Origin of the sequence: Budvicia aquatica DSM 5075 = ATCC 35567, from assembly GCF_000427805.1 — a bacterium.
GTDB classification, from domain to species: Bacteria; Pseudomonadota; Gammaproteobacteria; order Enterobacterales; family Enterobacteriaceae; genus Budvicia; species Budvicia aquatica.
In genome coordinates, this window is the sequence record NZ_ATYS01000018.1 from 79,019 (window position 1) to 99,230 (window position 20,212).

Genomic DNA, 20,212 nt, shown 5'->3' on the forward strand with positions numbered 1-20,212 from the left:
TGCATCATATCAATCTTTATACACAGATTACACAACAAAACTGTATATTCATACAGTCAAGCTATTAACCAAGCGGTTTCTTATTTAACTCATCCGCCCGCGCGCCAGCGTCAGCTTGCTATTCCCCATCCTGACTGCATTCTGATTCATATGGCAATGGGTAATCGCAATAGCTAACGCATCTGCAGCATCAGCCTGAGGGCTCGCCGCCAGTTTTAATAAGGCGCGGACCATATGCTGAACCTGTGCTTTTTCTGCAGCACCGGTACCAACAACGGTTTGTTTGACCTGACGGGCTGCATATTCAAATACCGGTAAATCAGCATTCACGGCAGCAACAATAGCCGCCCCGCGAGCCTGACCCAGCTTAAGGGCTGAATCGGCATTGCGAGCCATAAATACTTGTTCAATAGCAAATACGTCGGGCTGAAATTGAGTAATGATTTCACTGACGCCGGCATATACCAGCTTAAGTCGGGTGGGAAGATCGTCGACAGAGGTGCGGATGCAGCCACTGCCGAGATACTCTAACTTGCGCCCCGTCTGGCGAATTACACCATAACCGGTAATTCGCGAGCCGGGGTCAATGCCAAGGATAATGGCCATTAAAGGGTTGCCGCAACCTCGTCAGAAATTTCACCGTTGTGGTAAACCTCCTGAACATCATCTGAGTCTTCTAACATATCGATCAAGCGCAGTAACTTAGGCGCAGACTCTTCATCCAAATCAGCTTTGGTTGACGGAATCAGTGACACTTCAGCGCCAATAGACACCAGGCCAGCCGCATCTAAGGCATCTTTCACATCGCCAAATGCTTCCGGGGTAGTGAAAACGTCAATAGCACCGTCATCATAGGTCACAACATCATCAGCACCGGCTTCCAGAGCGGCATCCATCACTGCGTCTTCATCTGTCCCCTCAGCAAAGGAGATAACCCCTTTTTTGGTAAACAGATAAGATACGGAGCCGTCAGTTCCCAGATTGCCGCCGGTTTTAGTAAAGGCATGGCGAACTTCTGAAACCGTACGGTTACGGTTATCACTCAGGCATTCAACCATAACAGCGGTGCCACCCGGACCATAGCCCTCATAAATGATGGTTTCCATATTGGTGTCTTCATCACCACCAACACCGCGGGCAACCGCTCGGTTTAAGGTGTCGCGCGTCATATTGTTTGACAACGCCTTATCGATAGCAGCACGTAAACGCGGGTTCGATCCTGGATCTCCGCCGCCTAATTTAGCGGCGGTAACCAGTTCACGAATGATTTTAGTAAAAATTTTACCGCGTTTTGAATCTTGCGCCGCTTTACGATGCTTGGTATTGGCCCATTTACTATGACCTGCCATAAATAATCTCCAGTAGAAAGCCGCTATGGCTTAATGAGAAGTAACAAATTCTTCAATCGCCTGCCGGTTACTCCACGACTTTGTCAGTTGAGCAGCCTGAGGGGCATCGAGCCATTGATATGCCTGATGCTCCGTCAATATAATATTGCGCTCATTCGGTAACGCTAAGCAGAACCAGTGTTCCAAATTATGCGTAGTACCGGGTGAATAACGGTGACGATAATGTGCAAATATTTCAAATTCCACACTGCGCTGGCAATCTTGCAAAGCTAAACCTTCTGCTAAGATATCTATTCCAGTCTCTTCCATGACCTCACGCAGTGCAGTTTGTTGTACTGACTCTCCCTTCTCCAGGCTACCGGTTACCGATTGCCAGAAGTTGGGATCATCGTTACGTTGTAACATAAGCACCCGTTGACTGCTGCGACTATAAATAACAATCAGCACAGATTCCGGATGCTTATACTGCTTCATGCTACTTCTCAGACTTCGGTAAATTAACGCTAATCGCTAATTCATTCAAAGAGGCCTGATTAGCAAAACTCGGAGCATCGGTCATCAGACACGCAGCTGCCGTTGTTTTAGGGAATGCAATCACATCACGAATATTTTCCGTTCCGGTCAATAGCATCACTAACCGGTCAAGACCAAAGGCAATACCCGCATGCGGTGGCGTACCGTATTTCAATGCATCTAATAGGAAGCCAAACTTCTCACGCTGCTCTTGTTCTGTGATACCTAAAATACCAAATACGGCCTGCTGCATTTCACTGCTATAAATACGCACTGAACCGCCACCCACTTCATAGCCGTTTAATACCATATCATAAGCGTTAGCAATCGCCGTTTCAGGATCGGCAAGCAGTTGAGCCGGCGTCATATCTTTTGGCGAAGTAAACGGGTGATGCATTGCGGTTAAGCCGCCTTCACCGTCATCTTCAAACATTGGGAAATCAACCACCCACAGCGGCGCCCAAACGTTCTCTTTGGTAATTTTCAGGTCGCGACCGACTTTCAGGCGCAGTGCACCAATCGCATCAGTCACCACTTTAAAGCTATCGGCACCAAACAGTAAGATATCGCCATCCTGCGCCTGAGTGCGATCTAAAATCGCTTCGAGCACATCCGGGCTGAGGAACTTAGCAATCGGGCTCTGTACGCCTTCCATACCGGCTTTACGTTCATTGACCTTCAACCATGCCAGTCCTTTTGCCCCATAGATGGAGACGAACTGGGTATATTCATCGATTTGTTTACGGGTTAGCTGAGCGCCACCGGGGACACAAATTGCCGCAACACGTCCTTTAGGATCGTTAGCCGGACCAGAGAATACTTTGAAATCGACCTCTTTCAACAAATCAGCAACGTCAACCAACTCAATTGGGTTACGTAAATCCGGTTTATCAGAACCATAACGACGCATGGCTTCAGCAAACGTCATTACCGGGAAATCCCCCAGCTCAGCTCCTTTCACTTCATTCCACAGTTCGCGCACCATTTTCTCCATGATTGCCCGCACTTGGTCGGCACTCATAAATGAGGTTTCAACGTCAATCTGGGTAAATTCTGGCTGGCGGTCAGCGCGTAAATCTTCATCGCGGAAGCATTTTACAATCTGATAATAGCGGTCAAAACCAGACATCATCAGCAATTGTTTAAACAGCTGAGGCGACTGAGGCAACGCATAGAATTTACCTTTATGAACCCGGCTTGGGACCAAGTAGTCGCGGGCACCTTCCGGCGTTGCTTTCGTCAGCATTGGGGTTTCAATATCAAGGAAACCATTGCTATCCATATAGCGGCGAACAAATGCTGTAATACGCGCACGGGTTTTTAAACGATCGGCCATTTCCGGACGACGCAGGTCCAGATAACGGAATTTTAGGCGCTGCTCTTCCGTATTAGTTTGGTTAGAGTCAAGCGGTAGCGGCTCTGAACGGTTGATAATATTTAACTGATGGGCAAAAACTTCGATACCACCTGTTGCCATATCTTTATTTGACTGGCTATCCGGTCTGGCACGTACGATGCCGGTAATTTGTACGCAGAATTCATTACGTAGCTCAGAAGCCTGCTCAAAAGCAGCGTTGTGGTCCGGATCAAAAAACACCTGAACGATGCCTTCACGATCGCGCATATCAATAAAAATTAAACCACCCAGATCGCGGCGACGATTTACCCAGCCGCATAAAGTTACTTCTTGCCCAACGTGAGAGGTATTGAGCTGTCCACAATAATGAGTACGCATAACACTATCCTTTTATTCAGCCGATGCTGCGCCCGGGCAATTTGCCTGACAGGCCGATCCAGCACATGAGTTATCTGATGCAGTTTTTTTACCGGTTTTCGGAGCTTCACTCGCATACCAGCCGGAGCCTTTTAATTGAAAACTTCCGGGTGAAATTAGTTTTTTTAATGCCGCTTCACCGCACTCCGGGCAGTCAACCAAAGGAGCATCTGCAAACTTCTGTAGTTTATCCAAGCGATGGTGGCAGGAAGAACATTCATATTCGTAAATTGGCATAATGGTTATTCTGAGTGCAGGTAAATTAATAATGATTGTTTAATCGGGCTTAAGTGAGACATCGCTTTACCCAACAAAAAAGGGGATTATTATAAAGGAAATAATGCCCGCCGATAAGAGCGCATCCTCAACTCCCCGTCCCTATTTATGACTAATTTATGCCTAAACGCATAGAAAAGCAGCATTCAGGCTTTATTAACTAAAATATCAAGACGCTATAAGACAATTTTATTTAGGTAATTACCACAGTTAACGTTGATAAATGAGTACAAATGCTGAACAATATTAAGGAATTGTAAAATTTATTTAAGTTTTTTTTGTTATAAAATAAGCAGTAATGATTTCATCCTTGTTTTATAGCGGAAAAAATTATTATTCCCAGTTATTATTCTGGGTATAAATCAAGTTTAGTGAGGTAGAAAATGGTTAGCGCACTGTATGCTGTGTTGAGTGCACTACTCTTGTTTAAGCTGTCTCTTGACGTTATAAAACAGCGCACTCAATACAGAGTCCCCTTCGGTGACGGTGGCTTTTATGATTTGCAAACGGCCATTCGCATTCATGGGAACGCCGTTGAATATATCCCCATTGCGCTGATTTTAATGGTCATTATGGAAATGAATGGCGCGAATGTCTGGCTGGTGCATGTATGTGGCATCATGTTGATCATTGGTCGCCTGTGTCATTACTACGGTTTAAAACATCGCGACTGGCGCTGGCGTCGTTCGGGTATGAGCGCGACCTATATTTCTTTATCACTTATGATTTGTGCAAATATCTATTATTTACCGTGGGAACAGATTTTTATTCTTTATTGATACCCATAAGCCTGGCGTAAATTTAACATATTGATTCCTGCCTCAGGCGCTAGGGTTTAACAGACTTTTTTTTATCGCTCTGTTAAACTAGGCGCCTGTTTCATTTGCCCGATTTACATCTACTGCTATGCCAAACCGCGACACTCTATTTTCTGCCCCGATAAATAAGCTCGGTGACTGGACCTTTGATGCACAGGTTGCCGAAGTTTTTCCTGATATGATTCAGCGTTCCGTTCCCGGCTACTCCAATATCATTTCGATGATTGGCATGTTGACCGAGCGTTTTGCTCAGCCAAACAGCACTATTTATGATTTAGGCTGCTCTCTTGGCGCAGCAACTCTTTCTATGCGCCGCCATATTCAGGTAGATCATTGCCATATCATAGCCGTTGATAACTCAAGTGCCATGGTAGAACGCTGTCGGCGGCATATAGACTCATTCAGGGCAGAGACCCCGGTTCAGGTTATTGAGGCGGATATTCGTGATATTGACATCAAAAATGCCTCTATGGTGGTACTCAACTTCACCCTTCAGTTTCTTGAGCCTGACGATCGCCAGCTGCTATTGAATAAAATTTGCCGGGGGATGTTACCCGGCGGCGTTCTGGTATTATCTGAAAAGTTTAATTTCGCTGACCAACAGATTGGTGAGCTACTGTTTGATATGCACCATGACTTCAAACGCGCTAACGGTTATAGCGAGCTGGAAATCAGCCAAAAGCGCAGCATGCTAGAAAACGTTATGCGTACAGATACCGTAGAGACCCATAAAGCCCGCTTACATCAGGCCGGATTTATTCATTCAGAACTTTGGTTCCAGTGTTTTAACTTTGGTTCGCTTATCGCAATAAAAGACGGAGTAGTTCGATGATCGATTTTGGTGATTTTTACCGTTTAATTGCTAAGAGCCCGCTAAGCCACTGGTTAGATACCCTTCCACCGCAGCTGTCAGCATGGCAAAAGAATTCTCTGCATGGCAAATTCAAACAGTGGTTTAATGCCGTTGAATTTATGCCTGATGTTATGCCCGACACGCTGGATTTACTCAATGGTGTGACCGCTGACTCAACAGAATTAAGCGAGGGTCAAAAAAGAGGTATCGAAACCCATCTTCGACATCTGATGCCTTGGCGAAAAGGCCCTTTTGACCTCTATGGTACTCACATTAATACCGAATGGCGTTCAGACTGGAAGTGGGATCGTGTGCTTCCCCATATCAGTCCGTTAGCAGGCCGTACTATTCTCGATGTCGGCTGCGGCAGTGGTTATCATCTATGGCGGATGGTCGGTGCCGGTGCGCATTTGGCCGTGGGTATCGACCCAATGCAGCTGTTTCTATGCCAGTTCGAAGCAGTCAGGAAATTACTTGGCGGCGACCAGCGCGCCCACGTATTACCTTTAGGTATTGAACAATTACCTGAACTACAGGCTTTTGATACCGTTTTTTCAATGGGTGTACTTTATCACCGCCGGTCTCCGTTAGATCATCTTTATCAGCTTAAAAACCAACTGGTTTCCGAAGGTGAACTGGTGTTGGAAACCCTAGTCGTTGATGGTGATGCCCAACAAGTGTTAGTGCCGGGCGATCGCTATGCCCAAATGCGCAATGTCTATTTTATTCCCTCAGCAGCAGCGCTGGTTAACTGGCTGGAAAAATGTGGCTTTGTTGATATTCGCATTGTTGATGTATGCCTGACCACCACCGAAGAACAGCGTAGAACGGACTGGATGATCAGTGAGTCACTGGCTGAATTTTTAGATCCGACGGATAATAGTAAAACCATTGAAGGGTATCCTGCCCCGATGCGGGCTATCATTGTGGCAAAAAAACCATAGTGGTGTGCTCAATAGTTTCTTTATAAAGGATTTGAAATGAATCGTCGGATACCCCGTGTGATCGTGTTGGTTAGCACTGCACTGGTATGGCTTAGCGGTTGTACTATGAATATCTCAGGTAACGCGCCTGAGCAGGAAAACAAAGAAGAGTCACGCCTTCTGCCGGTTGATATTCAGCTGCAACGCATTCATTCCTATCCTGACGGCGGTAGCCTGGCTATTACCGAATCCTCAATGAACCCCGGCGATATCATTTTGTCTTCCACTGCCGGTGCTACATCAATGGGTATTCGTCTGTTCAGCACCTCTGGCGTCAGTCATGCCGCTATTTATATTGGTAATAGCCAGGTTGCTGAAGCCGTTGGCAGCGGAGTGCAGATTGTCACGCTGGAACAGGTTTTAGAACATAGCAGTAAAGTCATTGTATTTCGCTATCCGGGCTTAACCACCGAGCAGGCTCTTGCTATTCGTAGCTTTTCACAGCAAAAGGTCGGCGTTCGCTATAACTATAACGGCGTGGCTTTAATGGCCCCTTTTATGCTGACCCGTAAAGTTTGCGATCTAAACCCGTTTTCATCATCATTTCGCAACGGTTGTTTAAACACCTTAGCTAAATTGCAGTTGGGCTCAGATGAAGATGCTAAAGGAACCTTTTTTTGCTCTCAATTTGTATTAGAGGCTTATAAACAGGCTGGATACCCTATTACTGATTCAGCGCCGGTTTGGGTTAGCCCGGCTGATTTGCTACATATGCGAGAAGGTGACGTGGCATCACTAACGCCGATTAAACCCCTTGCCTATGTCGGGCACTTAAAGAAAGGCTCATTAGAAACCGCCACTGCTTCAATAAAAGATTTCTTTAGTTTTTAATTAACCGATTATCTATTGATTATTTGATTTTTTACTTTGAACCGATAATGATTAATCAATATTCAGTTCACACACAATAGCTAATAGAATGAATATAATGGCTAATTGAGTAGCAGTTTTGTAATTAAAATCGGAGATAATATGACGTTAAAGCTATCGGACTTTTCAATGACCCCTAAGGTATATGGAAGTATGCTCCTCGGATTATCTACCCTGACATCTTTTTCTACTTACGCCAATAAAGAACCTACAGCGCCATCCAGATTTGCCTACGTTGCCACCTATAATCCTAATGGTGAAGGCGTTTATTTAATGAGCGTTAATACAAACGATGGTCGTTTATATAAAGACAAAATTGTCAGTACCGCCCCCAACGCAGCGCAGTTAGTTCTGGATCAGGAAGGCGAACATCTTTACGTCGCCAGCGAAGTTTCCAATTTTAGCGATACCGGCCACGGCTCATTAATTGCTTATTCGATTAATAAACAAGATGGCTCCCTAACAAAGCTCAATGAGATCGAATCTCAGGGCGCGGGGCCGGTATATCTTTCTATCCACCCGGATGGTAAATATCTTCTTGTGGCTAACTATGTCAGTGGCTCGATTGCCACTTTCCCAATCAATCGGGATGGTAGCTTAGGCAAGCCGGCCTCCGTTAAGCAAAGCAGCGGTGAACCTGGTGCTGAACGCCCGGCGGCTGCGGTTGAAGGTAGCTTTGCTATCAGCGACCATAATGGTCCTCATGCCCATATGATTGCCAGCGATCCAAGCGGTAAGTTTGTTTACTCAACCGATCTCGGTCTTGATCGGATTTATCAGTGGAAATTTAACGCTTCAAACGGGGTTTTATCTGCGAATAATCCCCCTTATATTGCGGCATCATCGGCAGGTGCTGGCCCACGCCATTTTGTTTTTCACCCTACGAATAAACATCTCTATTTAATTAATGAAGAGTCATCAACCCTGACCTCTTATTTAATCGATCAGGATAAAGGGCTATTAACCCAGCAACAAACCCTGTCGTCGTTACCTGATAATTATAAAGGTACCAGCTTCGCCTCTGGCATTATATTAAGTCAGGACGGTCGGTATCTGTACGTAGCGAATCGGTTACACAACAGCATTTCCCTGTTTTCTATTGATGAAAGCGGTGATTTAACCATCATCGATAACGTCTGGACTCACGGTGACTATACCCGGACTATTGTCATTTCTCCGGACGGTGGTTCTCTTTATGCAATGAACCAACGTAGCGATAATATTGCCCAGTTTTCTGTCGATAAAGTCACCGGTAAACTGACGTTTACCAACCAGTTTACCCCGGTAGGCAGTCCGTCACAGATGGTGTTCTTAACCGAATAATCTGGTGATAAAAAAACCGGATACCGGCAATTTAGCCGCTATCCGGTTTTTTATCTTCGAAATCTAGAAAAAACTAACTGACCCGCTGTTGAAACCTGACTACGCTGGGTGCAAACACTTCTTTCATTGCGGCAACCATATCACTATCAACGCAGAACTGCGCAAACTCATCGGTATCACTGTCAGTATTCATATTCACGCCGGCCTTACGATAACGCATAACGGACGGAACCATATGCCCGGCAGAGGTATGAACCTCCTGAACGCCCGCATCAATAAACTTATGAAGGTTGGTTAAGCGGATCCCCCCGCCCGGCATAATCATTGGCCCTTGGCTGTGCTGAATAAGACTTTTAATCAGTGACAGACCAACCTCTGCCGTTTGCTGTTGACCTGAGGTTAAAATTCGGTCAACGCCAAGATCGGTAAGTTGCTGAAGGCCCAATAGCGGATTTACGCACATATCAAACGCACGATGAAACGTAATCGATAATCCCCGCGCTTCATGACATATCTGATGCATCTTCTCTAAGTCGATATGCCCGTCTTCATTTAAGACACCGATGGCAATGCCGGGAAAACCAAGCTCGCGCACCTGAGCAATATTACTTTTCATTATTTCAAATTCACTTTTGCTATAGCAAAAGTCTCCGCCACGCGGGCGAATAATAGGGAAAACTGGAATTGAAATTTGTTGCTTCACCCAGGTTAACATACCAATGCTAGGCGTGATTCCACCCTCCGCTTTACCGGAACAAAGTTCGATACGATCTGCGCCGGCCCGTTCAGCGATAACAGCACAATCAGCGTTATAACAGCATATTTCTAGCTTTGGCATTTCACCTCCTAAATCAAGTAAATTAAAACAATTCTTGAGCAAGAGAACCTATCTGACGTAGTCTACAACTCGGTAATTACATCCATCAAAGGCGCATTGAAGGTTTATTATGGCACTAAATTTTGAACCGTATGTGGAGCGACGTCACACCGATAGTGATAAGTGGCACAAATACGAAGGTAAAGAGATTATTCCTCTATGGGTTGCAGATAGTGACTTTAAATCTCCTCCTGCTGTCATCGATGCATTACAAAAGCGAGTCGCTCACGGCGTGTTTGGCTATGGTTTTCCGTCTCCTGAACTCATCGATGTTTTTATCCAAAGAATAAAACAGCGTTATCAGTGGGAAATAAAACCGGAATGGTTAGTTTTTCTGCCGGGAATGGTGTGTGGTTTAAATCTGAGCATCAGGGCATTAACTACGCCGGAGCAGAGCTCAATTGCGCCTCACCCTATTTACCCTCCCTTTATGAAGGCTGCCCGTGCCGCCGATCGGCATCAAATCTCTGCACCCATTAAGCTGCAGGGTAAGCGTTGGGTGTTAGATCTTGATGCCGCTGAGCAACAGCTTACCGGCGCAGAGCGGCTATTGCTGTTGTGTAATCCGCACAACCCCGGTGGAACCATCTATCGTCGCAACGAGTTATTAGCACAGTTAGATTTTGCTCAGCGTCATAATTTGATTGTCTGCTCTGATGAGATTCACTGCGATCTGATTCTGGAACCGGGCTTAGAGCATATTCCATTCGCTACGCTTAGCGAAGATGCAGCACAACGTTCAGTGACCTTAATGGCTCCGTCTAAAACCTTTAATATTGCCGGCTTAGGGGCAACCATTGCCATTATTCCTAACGTCAGCCTGCGAAATCGTTTTACTGACGCTCGCGCAGGTATTATTCCAAGCGTCGATATTTTAGCTTATGTAGCAGCGACGGCAGCCTATAAAGACGGTGAGCAATGGCTAAAAGAACAGTTAGATTATTTACGCGCTAACCGTGACTTAACCATGGAAAGAATCAATGCCATTCCCGGCTTAAAACTGATGCCAGTTGAAGCGACCTATTTGGCATGGATTGATGCCAGCGCGCTGCCGGTTGCCAATCCTCACGCCTTCTTCGAACAGGCCGGCGTTGGGTTGTCTCCGGGCAGTGATTTTGGTAACCCACACTTTGTGCGTTTAAATTTCGCCTGCCATCGGGACCTACTCGAACGCGCGCTGGATCTGATGGCTAAAGCCGTTGCTAATCTTCCGGTATCCGCTTAACCACAGTCGTTCCGTCAATAGCCAGGCAGCGTTTTTTTGCCTGGCTTATCAATCTTGACGAACAATCTCACGGATGCTGTATGGATGAAACTTAATCGTGATGCCATCCTCAGTAACTGCCAGCGTTGGGTTTTGTAACGCTTCGCCCTCACCTGCCGGATTACTAAATTTTAGCTTTAACTGTGGCATCAATAATATTTCATCAGAAAACAGTGATAAGGCGGTTTGATGGAAGTTCTCAGCATCGCCCGGTACAACCCACTCAATGTGTTCCCAGCTTTCTTTGGGATACAATTTTTCACCGGGGTACGGCAGCTCAACACAGTCGATTTGCCACGGGCCAACCTGCAGAGGCTGATTAAGGCTAAATAAACAGATAGGACGACCGTTAATATTCTTCTCGGAAATTAACTCCCCGCACCGCAGCAGCCCACTCTTCCAACGTTCTGCCGTCGACTGTTGAAAACAGCGCACTGAAATATGGTCAGCGTGGTGAGCCTGCAGCGATAAATTCAGCCGTTGAATCATAGTCAGTAATTTAGCCTCAAACTCAGGCAAGCTATGATGCAAATCGCTTAACTCCGCAATATTATCAAATGACAACACTCAAATACCCCCTGACAAAAAATTATTGATGTACATCTGGTTAACTCGTTGAATTTTCATAATCTCTTAACGTTATCATCACCCGAGTCTGCATTTATCTATATTCAGAACATAGCGAAAAAGATATAATATCATTTGATTTAAATAGCACGGTAATTAGTTGGTTGAGATATTATGCAGTAAAAGCGCATAAAACATACGGTTTGTATCAGTGTGATTATCACCCTGCTTAGCATGTCTTTAAAATGACGTTTTATTTACATTAGCTTGAACAGCTTATAAATAACTATTTACATTACAGAATGATAATAACACACACATCTAATTAGCCTTAGTAATACGCTCTAAGTCATTATAAGTAACTATTTTAACTTTCTTTGATCATAGACAAAAATATTTTCAAATCAACCCAAACAAAAACCATAAAAATCAATAAATTGTAAAGAAAAACCACTTATAATATAAGCGCAATAATTAACCGCTGCTGAACGATGTATGATGAAGCGGAATATTATGCAATCAGGATTGAGTATTACCCTATATTAAGGTAAGGTATAACGAGTATATCTATAATGGATGATAGATGAACATGCCCAATAGTAAAAATTTAGTGCACCAATCGGAAAATGCACATGAGTGCAATGATTCGTGCCATTTGACTAAAATGTCGCTAAAACATGCACAGAATATGAAAAAGTCGGAGACTAATTCATATCGGCGTCGTTGTATGTTTTTTTTAGGTATTAGCGCAGCCATTACCTTCTTTTTCTGTATCGTATTTTTTACCACCCCAACCTTAATCACTTACTTTATTGAGATGGTGATATCCATTATGGGCATTACAGTCTCCCATGCTTGGTATCGAACCACGCTTAATAACAACTACTGGCATAAAAGCTGGCAGCGACACGTTAACCAACTAGAAAACCAATTAGCTCAATGCAAAAAAAGTGCAATACGCGTTATCTCCGGCCTGAAGCCAAGCAACAGCCTGAATGACTCTCTGGTATTGAATCAAACGCTTAATGCGATTTTTTTTGGCTTCTGGTGCCTGCTGCCCGTTATCTCTTTATTTAAATTCTTTTACTATTTCGTCTATGTTAATGGCGTTTCGTTATCACTAATGAATACCTTATTTCTCTGCATTCCATTTTTGATTATGGTTTTCTTGTCTATCGCTCTGAATGTATTTATGTGTATGTTTTCTTCGAAAGATGATGCAGAAATTGATAATAAAGAATTAGACATATCGCTCCAGTACAAGAACCACCATCAGTAAGTTTTTCCTACCACACATTACTCCGTCCTGATTTTAGCCACGCATTCCCTCTTATTTAGTCACAATAATGCTTCTTTCTGCCCAAAACCGTTATTTCTTAAAATAATTACCGCCAGCGGCACCGTCTGGCACTGCGAAAGCTGACGACAAAGGCGATATCAGGTATCATCCCTCGGTTTTGTGCTTCAATATGAAAAAAATGGTGAGATAACCATCAATTGAACGTTATCATAGCCAGACTAGTTATAGCGTTTTACATCAAAAGACATTAAATCGTAATTAAGGTAACCCGGTGAATATACAGGCTCTTCTAACAGATAAAATTACTCAGGCACTCATTGCTGCTGGTGCACCTTCCGATTGTGAAGCGCAGGTTCGTCAATCTGCAAAAGCCCAGTTTGGTGATTATCAGGCTAATGGCATTATGTCCGTGGCTAAAAAGCTCGGTCTCCCTCCCCGCCAGTTAGCCGAGCAGGTATTAACCCATCTGGACCTTTCTCCGATTGCCAATAAAGTCGAAATTGCCGGCCCGGGCTTTATCAATATCTTTCTTGCCCCTGAGTGGCTTGCTTCTCAGGCAAAAATTGCACTGGCTGATGCCAAACTTGGCGTCACTCCGGCAGTAAAACAAACTATCGTTGTTGACTACTCAGCGCCCAACGTCGCTAAAGAGATGCACGTAGGTCATTTACGCTCCACCATTATTGGTGATGCCGTTGTTCGTACTTTAGAATTTTTAGGTCACCATGTTATTCGAGCCAATCACGTTGGCGACTGGGGAACCCAGTTTGGTATGCTGATCGCTTACCTTGAAAAGATGGAAAATGAACACGCTGATAATATGTCGTTGTCAGACCTTGAGGCATTCTATCGGGCTGCTAAGCAACATTATGACCAAGATCCTGAGTTTGCCGAACGCGCCCGTAACTATGTGGTAAAACTTCAGGGTGGCGATGAATATTGTCGGGCCATGTGGCGTAAGCTGGTTGATGTCACCATGTATCAGAACATCCTTACTTACAAGCGGTTAAACGTGACCTTAACCGTTGATGACGTCATGGGTGAAAGCCTCTATAACTCCATGCTTCCGGGTATTGTTGCCGACCTTAAAGCTAAAGGACTTGCCGTTCAAAGCGATGGCGCGACCGTTGTTTATCTGGATGAATTCAAGAACAAAGAAGGCGAGCCTATGGGTGTCATCATTCAGAAGAATGATGGTGGTTACCTATATACCACGACTGACATCGCCTGTGCTAAATACCGTTATGAAACGCTAAAAGCCGATCGTGTTCTTTACTATATCGACTCTCGCCAGCATCAACATCTAATGCAGGCATGGACGATTGTCCGCAAAGCGGGCTATGTTCCTGAGTCTGTCACTCTGGAACACCATATGTTCGGTATGATGCTAGGAAAAGACGGTAAGCCGTTTAAAACCCGTTCAGGCGGGACAATCAAGCTATCTGACTTACTTGATGAGGCAATTGAAAACGCCGATGCCAAATTGCACGCGCTGATTATGGATAAAAATCCGGACATGTCGGAAGATGAATTACGCAGCGTGATCAATGCCGTTGGTATCGGTGCGGTGAAATATGCTGATCTGTCTAAAAACCGGACCACGGATTACATCTTTGACTGGGACAATATGCTCGCGCTGGAAGGCAATACTGCACCTTATATGCAATACGCCTACACGCGTGTAGCCTCTATTTTCAAGCGTGCAGGCATTGAAGAAAATAGCCTGATCGGTGATTTACAGCTGGTTGACGATCGCGAAAAAGCGCTGGCAACGCGCTTACTTCAGTTTGAAGAAACGCTGTATGCCGTTGCGCGTGAAGGCACACCGCACACTATGTGTTCTTACCTTTACGATGTTGCCGGCCTGTTCTCTGGTTTCTACGAGAACTGCCCTATCCTGAACCATGACGATCAGGCTATCCGCAATAGTCGTTTACAACTGGCAGCATTAACCGCCCGCACGTTGAAGCAGGGTTTAGATACGTTAGGCATTGAAACCGTAGAGCGGATGTAGTTCTTCCTGAGACATTTGCAGAAATAATTAAGGCGCCTATTGGGCGCCTTAATTATTTCAAATTCGATAACTACGTATATCAAGGCAGCTATGGTTGATTGATTTCATCCGCACTAATTATTTCTGCAACAAAAATATCGCCTTTACTCTCTAAAAAATATTCATTTTCTTGCGGCAGTCGTAACCGTAGGTAGGCATTTTCACCAATTTGCATAGTATGATCGGCAGCTATCTGTGCTTTTGACTCAATCAGATAGCTGAGGATATTTGAGAACATATCCATGGTTTGCTGCCCTTGGTCATGTCCGTCAGCCAGCAGCGCTAAATCTGGCTGGCCAAGATGATAGACGCCATAAGTCCGCATCCATACGCCCTGTATCCCTTCAACTTCATATTTTACAAAACCACAGAACAGCATCAGCAGAGGTAAACCCTCGCGTAGAAACGATGAGAGGTCCAGATCAAAGGCGTCATCGGTAAATATCGCCGCAGGCAGCGTTGTATGAGCGGTTTCATTAACCACCGTCACCGCACCTAAACGAGCCAAAGCGCCGGCTACCAGACCTAAGGCGACATATTGCTCAAGCGGATCGGTTTCATATCCGGCATAGTAAATAATGATATAAGCCTGATGACTGCGCGCCAAGTCTTTCTGCTCTGCGCCATAGTGCGAGGGTTCTAAACAACGTTCCAGCGCCTCAGACGGCATCGGAGCAGAAAAACCAACCAACTGAACAACATGCTTACCCCAACCAATCAGGCCAAACGGCGTGCCCTGAGCCGTTAATTCGCTATCAAGCTCCACAATCGCCTTTGACAGTGATTTATCCGTTGCACATAAGGCCTCAGACAGGCGCTGATTATTCAGTTCAGAAGGTTGCAGAAACAGTAGCTCTAAACTGAGCGGATCGTTTAGCTGTGGATTGGCGACTAACGGTGAAGAAACTGGACTGTCAGCATCTTTTCGGCCAAAAAATCGAGAGATGATTCCCATTTATTCTCCTTAACAATGGTCGTATTCATTCAATTAACCGTTACCGGCTTCAGATCGTCTTACGGGCAAAATCTCTGGGTCTGAACCCCAAAACGCCCAATGTACCAAAATAGGCTACCACGCCCACCACCACGACGGCGAGCAGACGCATAATTCTGAACAGCATGCTGCCCGAATCCCAGTCAGGCATAACCCACATCATGCCAATCAGTGCGGCAGTCATCACTAACAGCGCGACGACCAGCTTAAACATAAAGACCGCCCAACCCGCTTTAGGCTGGAAATATTTACGCTTATGCAATTGCCAATACAGTAATCCGGCATTCAGGCAGGCGGCAATACCGATAGATAAGGCTAATCCGGCATGCTTGAACGGACCGATAAAGGCCAGGTTCATCATCTGAGTTGCAAACAGGGTGAAAATCGCAATTCTTACCGGGGTTTTAATATCTTGGCGAGAATAAAACCCCGGAGCCAGCACCTTCACTAAGATTAACCCCATCAGCCCGACTGAATAGGCAATTAACGCTCTCTGGGTCATCAGAGAGTCATGAGCGGTAAATTCACCATACTGGAACAATGATTTAATCAGCGGCTCTGACAACACCCCTAAGGCGACAGAACAAGGCAGGGCCAATAAAAAGCAGAGGCGTAGCCCCCAATCCATCAGGTTTGAGTATTCCTGCGCATTGCCGCTGGAAAAACTTTTAGCCAGTGACGGTAATAAGATCGTCCCTAAAGCAACGCCTAATACGCCGGAAGGCAGTTCCATTAGTCGATCGGCGTAATACATCCACGAAACGGAGCCGGACTGAAGGAAGGATGCAAATATCGTATTAATAATTAAGGAGATTTGACTCACGGACACGCCAAGAATGGCCGGCCCCATTTGCCTTAATACCCGCCATACTCCGCTATCCCGAACGTTGACCCTCGGCAGCACCAACATACCTATCTTTTTCAGATGGGGTAATTGATACAAGAGTTGCAGAATACCGCCAACCACCACGGCCCAGGCCATGGCAATAATCGGTGGATTAAAATAAGGGGCAGCAAACAGAGCAAAACCAATCATGCTGATATTCAGCAGCGTCGGGGCAAAGGCAGGAACCGAGAAACGGTTCCAAGTATTAAGAATGGCACCGGACAGCGATGCCAGTGATATCAATAAGATATAAGGAAAAGTAATGCGCAACAGCTGGGAAGTCAGTTCGAACTTATCCGGATTATTGGTAAATCCCGGAGCGGTAATCCAAATAATCCAAGGGGAAGCTATAATCCCGATCAGCGTGACCACCGCCAGAACCAGCGTTAATAATCCGGATACGTAAGAGATAAATATCTTTGTCGCCTCTTCACCCTGCTTAGTTTTATATTCAGCCAGAATAGGCACGAAGGCCTGTGAAAAAGCGCCCTCGGCAAATATGCGTCGCAGTAAGTTCGGCAATTTAAATGCAACAAAAAAGGCATCGGTAGCCATTCCGGCGCCAAACGCCCGGGCGACAATCGCATCACGGGCAAAGCCTAAAATACGGGAAACCATTGTCATGGAGCTGACGGCAGCCAGCGATCTCAATAAATTCATATAATTAAATTGTTCTTGTTTGAAATGGCATCGCATAATCACAACGATGGCTGACTGGTGGGTAGTTTACGGATACGCGGCAGAATCACCAGTTTAAAAAGGTATAAAAATGTTTTTTATCATGAATTTCTGGCAAATAGAAAGTTTAAACCTGATGTCATCATCAGTGGATCACATCAGGTTTATCATACTGCCTAATAATTAACAAATAAGTGACATCGTCACCTCTAAGTTTAACTGATCAAGAAATCGACTTTTTCAGTTAATTCAGCCACCTGCTGTTTTAGTATCTCTATCTCGCCTTCCAGGTACTTCACTTGCTCGGCTAGCTCCGTATTTTGCTGTAGTATCGGTTCAATACCCGTAGCAGAACTGATCAGATTGACATCAACAGGACCGCTGATTAAATGGGCAAACCGATTCTCTCTGCGCCCCGCTTCCCGAGCAAGCCTAACCACAAACGGGCCATCATCACGAGAGGTTAAATCCGCCAGCACCTGTTCAACTTCGCTGATATCTGAAAACTCATGTAAACGGTTAGAGCGGGTTCTTAATTCTCCGGCAGTTTGAGGCCCGCGTAACAGTAGCAAACAGATTACCGCCAGCTCAGCCGAAGAGAGTTTAAAATTACCAAATTCAGTATTACAGAAACGATGCACATACTTCACCACCCGACCACCGGTGCCGGCCGCCGTACGCACTAAGTGTTTTTTTTGCAGACTATCCAGCGTTTCTTGAACATCAGTTTCATTCAATTCCATTACCGGATCACGACTGGTCTTTTGGTTACAGGCGATCATCAAACCATTCAGTGATAGCGGATATTGGTCCGGTGTAGTGACCTCTTTTTCCAACATGCAACCAATAACCCGAGCTTCTTTATCCGTTAATTGATATTTCATAGGCGTTTCCTTAAGTAACTGGTTTCCAGTCTGAATTGGTTAATGCCATTAATACGTGGTCTTGCCATTGGCCGTCAATTCTTAAATAGTCTTTAGCATAACCTTCACGTTCAAAACCTAACCGGACCAGCAAATCACCGCTGCGTTTATTATGTGGCATATAATTAGCCATAATCCGGTGCATATTCTGCTGGTTGAACATATAGCGTAGGGCTGACTTTAGCGCTTCATACATCAACCCTTGCCCCTGCCATTTTTGCCCCAGAGAATAGCCTAAAATACAGGCCTGAAAATCGCCGCGCAGAACATGGCTAAAATTGGCAACGCCGATAACCTCTTTTTCATCAGGATCCAGCAACAAAAAATAGTAGGCATTGCCCTGCTTATGCAGCTCGTTGATCATGTTCAAACGCACCTGCCAGCCCGACGGATAACCGTAACTCTGATCTCTTACCGGCTCCCAGGGCTTGAGGAAATCTTTGTTCTCAGTGTAATAATCCGCCAGCCGGTATGCATCGCGTTCATTGGCAAGGCGAACAACCATCCGATCCGTGGTTAATGACACCTTAGGAACATTAGAACGATAACCAAACATCCGGAATTCCTTGTTAGCATTAAAAGATAAATATAGTTTACTAAAATAGTATCGTTATTCAGTAATTAAGTTCAAAATAAGCGGTTAAATTGCTCCTTATTTATTACTCTTTTCGCTTACGGTGAAACCATATGCCTCGGGTATCGCGGGTCAGAAACTTAGGTAAGTATTTTCTATTATTAGATAACCTGCTAGTTGTTCTTGGATTTTTTATTGTTTTCCCGCTTATTTCTATCCGATTTGTAGATCAATTGGGCTGGGCTGCCTTATTGGTCGGTTTCGCCTTAGGCTTACGTCAGTTTATCCAACAAGGCCTTGGTATTTTTGGTGGAGCGCTGGCTGACCGTTTTGGTGCCAAGCCAATGATCGTCACCGGCATGTTATTACGGGCCGCCGGTTTTGCCAGTATGGCCATGGCAGACCAACCATGGATTCTGATGTTATCCTGCGCGCTGTCAGCCTTTGGCGGCACCCTATTTGACCCACCCCGCGTCGCATTAGTTATTAAGTTAACCCGCCCCCATGAGCGCGGTCGGTTCTATTCCATCTTGATGATGCAAGACAGCGCCGGCGTGGTTATCGGTGCGCTGTTAGGCAGTTGGCTACTGCAATATGACTTCCAGTGGGTTTGCTGGTCGGGCGCCGCCTTCTTTGTATTAACCGCCGCACTTAACGCTTTTGTATTACCGGCCTATCGGGTATCAGCGTCAGTTCGTACCCCGATCATGACCGGCATTAAAACCGCCCTGCGTGATAAATACTTTCGCCGCTATGTATTAACCCTGACGGGCTACTACGTTCTTTCAATACAGGTGATGTTGATGCTTCCCCTTCTGGTCAATGAGATCTCAGGCACGCCAACCACCATTCGCTGGATGTATTTAATTCAGGCCGTTTTATCACTGTCTCTGCTCTATCCGATAGCCCGCTGGAGCGAAAAACATTTTCGTCTTGATCAACGCCTGATGACCGGGCTGCTGTTAATGACTTTCAGCCTGATGCCGCTTGGCTTTGTCACATCATTATCAACGGTGCTGTTCCTGATTTTCTTCTTCTACCTTGGGTTGATTATTGCTGAACCGGCAAGGGAAACGCTGAGTGCTTCACTGGCAAATCCATATGCTCGCGCCAGCTATATGGGATTCAGTAAGCTGGGCCTGGCCTTTGGCGGGGCTATTGGTTATACCGGCGGCGGCTGGCTATATGATATTGGCCATGAGTTTAGTGTTCCTCAGGTTCCATGGGTACTGTTGGGGGTTATCGGTCTGGCGACCGCGATAGCCTTACACCGTCAGTTTTCACCAAGAACCATTGCTCCTAAAGCGCTGGCTTCCTGAAGCCCTTAATTCAATTTG

Annotated in this window: 20 protein-coding genes; 9 read left to right on the forward strand and 11 right to left on the reverse strand. The window is 45.4% G+C overall.

Annotated features, from left to right (window positions below):
- Nucleotides 1–84 precede the first annotated feature (84 nt).
- From ruvC to YWE_RS0109155, 5 genes are read right to left on the reverse strand one after another with little or no spacing between them, the layout of a single operon-like run.
- Nucleotides 85–606: a crossover junction endodeoxyribonuclease RuvC gene (ruvC, locus tag YWE_RS0109135; protein ID WP_029094254.1), complete on the reverse strand. Its 522-nt coding sequence runs from the start codon at nt 604–606 to the stop codon at nt 85–87.
- Entirely contained in the window at nt 606–1,349 is a 744-nt protein-coding gene (locus tag YWE_RS0109140) for a YebC/PmpR family DNA-binding transcriptional regulator (RefSeq protein ID WP_029094255.1), read from the reverse strand. The genes ruvC and YWE_RS0109140 overlap by 1 nt, the downstream gene beginning before the upstream one ends.
- Before the next feature lie 30 nt (nt 1,350–1,379).
- A complete protein-coding gene (gene nudB, locus YWE_RS0109145) occupies nt 1,380–1,823 on the reverse strand; it encodes a dihydroneopterin triphosphate diphosphatase (protein WP_029094256.1) in 444 nt (147 codons plus the stop codon).
- 1 nt (nt 1,824) lies between these two features.
- Nucleotides 1,825–3,597 carry an aspartate--tRNA ligase gene (aspS, locus tag YWE_RS0109150; RefSeq protein ID WP_029094257.1) on the reverse strand — a complete coding sequence of 591 codons (1,773 nt, stop codon included), beginning with the start codon at nt 3,595–3,597 and terminating at the stop codon, nt 1,825–1,827.
- A 12-nt stretch (nt 3,598–3,609) separates the two neighbouring features.
- Nucleotides 3,610–3,873, reverse strand: coding sequence for an FmdB family zinc ribbon protein (locus YWE_RS0109155; protein WP_029094258.1), 264 nt, complete (start codon nt 3,871–3,873; stop codon nt 3,610–3,612).
- 422 nt (nt 3,874–4,295) lie between these two features.
- Between YWE_RS0109155 and YWE_RS0109160 the strand changes: the two genes are divergently transcribed.
- The 5 genes from YWE_RS0109160 (at nt 4,296) to YWE_RS0109180 (ending at nt 8,759) form a co-directional block, all read left to right on the forward strand.
- Nucleotides 4,296–4,691, forward strand: coding sequence for an MAPEG family protein (locus tag YWE_RS0109160; protein ID WP_029094259.1), 396 nt, complete (start codon nt 4,296–4,298; stop codon nt 4,689–4,691).
- A 127-nt stretch (nt 4,692–4,818) separates the two neighbouring features.
- Nucleotides 4,819–5,562: a carboxy-S-adenosyl-L-methionine synthase CmoA gene (gene cmoA / locus YWE_RS0109165; RefSeq protein WP_029094260.1), complete on the forward strand. Its 744-nt coding sequence runs from the start codon at nt 4,819–4,821 to the stop codon at nt 5,560–5,562.
- Nucleotides 5,559–6,527 (forward strand): tRNA 5-methoxyuridine(34)/uridine 5-oxyacetic acid(34) synthase CmoB, encoded by a 969-nt coding sequence (gene cmoB, locus YWE_RS0109170; RefSeq protein ID WP_029094261.1) that lies wholly within the window; start codon nt 5,559–5,561, stop codon nt 6,525–6,527. Before cmoA ends, cmoB begins: the two co-directional genes overlap by 4 nt.
- 36 nt (nt 6,528–6,563) lie before the next feature.
- Nucleotides 6,564–7,397 (forward strand): YaeF family permuted papain-like enzyme, encoded by an 834-nt coding sequence (locus YWE_RS26970; RefSeq protein WP_036015566.1) that lies wholly within the window; start codon nt 6,564–6,566, stop codon nt 7,395–7,397.
- A gap of 141 nt (nt 7,398–7,538) precedes the next feature.
- Nucleotides 7,539–8,759, forward strand: coding sequence for a lactonase family protein (locus YWE_RS0109180; RefSeq protein WP_036015570.1), 1,221 nt, complete (start codon nt 7,539–7,541; stop codon nt 8,757–8,759).
- A gap of 73 nt (nt 8,760–8,832) precedes the next feature.
- Here the strand turns inward: YWE_RS0109180 and cutC are convergent, their stop codons facing one another.
- Complete coding sequence (gene cutC, locus YWE_RS0109185) at nt 8,833–9,597, reverse strand: copper homeostasis protein CutC (RefSeq protein WP_029094263.1); 765 nt, start codon at nt 9,595–9,597, stop codon at nt 8,833–8,835.
- A gap of 109 nt (nt 9,598–9,706) precedes the next feature.
- On the opposite strand from cutC, the gene YWE_RS0109190 reads away from it, so the two are divergent.
- Nucleotides 9,707–10,861, forward strand: a complete 1,155-nt coding sequence (locus YWE_RS0109190; protein WP_029094264.1) for a MalY/PatB family protein — start codon at nt 9,707–9,709, stop codon at nt 10,859–10,861.
- 48 nt (nt 10,862–10,909) lie between these two features.
- Here YWE_RS0109190 and YWE_RS0109195 read toward each other — a convergent pair whose 3' ends face one another.
- A complete protein-coding gene (locus YWE_RS0109195; protein WP_029094265.1) occupies nt 10,910–11,467 on the reverse strand; it encodes a VOC family protein in 558 nt (185 codons plus the stop codon).
- Between the two features lie 664 nt (nt 11,468–12,131).
- Between YWE_RS0109195 and YWE_RS0109200 the strand changes: the two genes are divergently transcribed.
- Nucleotides 12,132–12,746, forward strand: a complete 615-nt coding sequence (locus tag YWE_RS0109200; RefSeq protein ID WP_438358113.1) for a RipA family octameric membrane protein — start codon at nt 12,132–12,134, stop codon at nt 12,744–12,746.
- A 292-nt stretch (nt 12,747–13,038) separates the two neighbouring features.
- On the forward strand, nt 13,039–14,781 hold the full coding sequence (gene argS / locus YWE_RS0109205) for an arginine--tRNA ligase (RefSeq protein WP_029094267.1): 1,743 nt from the start codon (nt 13,039–13,041) through the stop codon (nt 14,779–14,781).
- An 88-nt stretch (nt 14,782–14,869) separates the two neighbouring features.
- Here argS and YWE_RS0109210 read toward each other — a convergent pair whose 3' ends face one another.
- From YWE_RS0109210 to rimJ, 4 genes are all read right to left on the reverse strand, one after another.
- Nucleotides 14,870–15,775 (reverse strand): DUF4261 domain-containing protein, encoded by a 906-nt coding sequence (locus tag YWE_RS0109210; RefSeq protein ID WP_029094268.1) that lies wholly within the window; start codon nt 15,773–15,775, stop codon nt 14,870–14,872.
- Between the two features lie 49 nt (nt 15,776–15,824).
- Nucleotides 15,825–17,360 (reverse strand): murein biosynthesis integral membrane protein MurJ, encoded by a 1,536-nt coding sequence (gene murJ, locus YWE_RS0109215; protein ID WP_029094269.1) that lies wholly within the window; start codon nt 17,358–17,360, stop codon nt 15,825–15,827.
- A gap of 233 nt (nt 17,361–17,593) precedes the next feature.
- A complete protein-coding gene (locus tag YWE_RS0109220) occupies nt 17,594–18,262 on the reverse strand; it encodes a YceH family protein (RefSeq protein ID WP_029094270.1) in 669 nt (222 codons plus the stop codon).
- 10 nt (nt 18,263–18,272) lie between these two features.
- Complete coding sequence (gene rimJ, locus YWE_RS0109225; RefSeq protein WP_029094271.1) at nt 18,273–18,857, reverse strand: ribosomal protein S5-alanine N-acetyltransferase; 585 nt, start codon at nt 18,855–18,857, stop codon at nt 18,273–18,275.
- A 131-nt stretch (nt 18,858–18,988) separates the two neighbouring features.
- Between rimJ and mdtH the strand changes: the two genes are divergently transcribed.
- Nucleotides 18,989–20,194: a multidrug efflux MFS transporter MdtH gene (mdtH, locus tag YWE_RS0109230; RefSeq protein WP_029094272.1), complete on the forward strand. Its 1,206-nt coding sequence runs from the start codon at nt 18,989–18,991 to the stop codon at nt 20,192–20,194.
- Nucleotides 20,195–20,212: the final 18 nt, after the last annotated feature.